This window comes from Pseudomonas sp. Soil_N_39, assembly GCF_057655955.1.
This window is the reverse complement of sequence record NZ_JBDGLI010000056.1, coordinates 1-363: the sequence shown is the minus strand read 5'-3', so window position 1 is coordinate 363 and position 363 is coordinate 1. Positions and strand designations below refer to the sequence as shown.

Genomic DNA, 363 nt, shown 5'->3' with positions numbered 1-363 from the left:
ATGGGCGATGAATACGGCGTTGCCGGCAGACAGTGCGTACGTTGTCCCGTCCTCCATCCGCAGCACCGCATTGCCGACCGCCAGGAAGTGAAACCAGGCATGCCCAGGTTTGTCGGCAAAGCTCAGGCCGAAGGCTGGACCGGCTTGGATACGCCGGTACTCGACGCCACGCAGGCGCATTGTTCGGTGTTTTAGTCAAAAAAACGAGTTTTTCGATCATAGATCATCCAGATTCCCGCGCCTAGACTGCGGGTCGCGATTAAGATTGGGAGATCCGTGCAATGAATGACTGTGTTTGTAATGCCGTATCTGACAGCCGGCCCGGCGTCGGGCTGGATGCAGAGCCTGCAACCCCTGCGTGGA

Annotated in this window: 1 protein-coding gene; it reads right to left on the bottom strand. The window is 57.9% G+C overall.

The genetic code is table 11. The annotated features are described in order from the left end of the window. Positions 1-180: cupin domain-containing protein (locus AC3A5O_RS28805; protein ID WP_487754023.1), on the bottom strand; the 180-nt coding region annotated here is incomplete at its 3' end. Between the last annotated feature and the right edge of the window lie 183 nt (positions 181-363).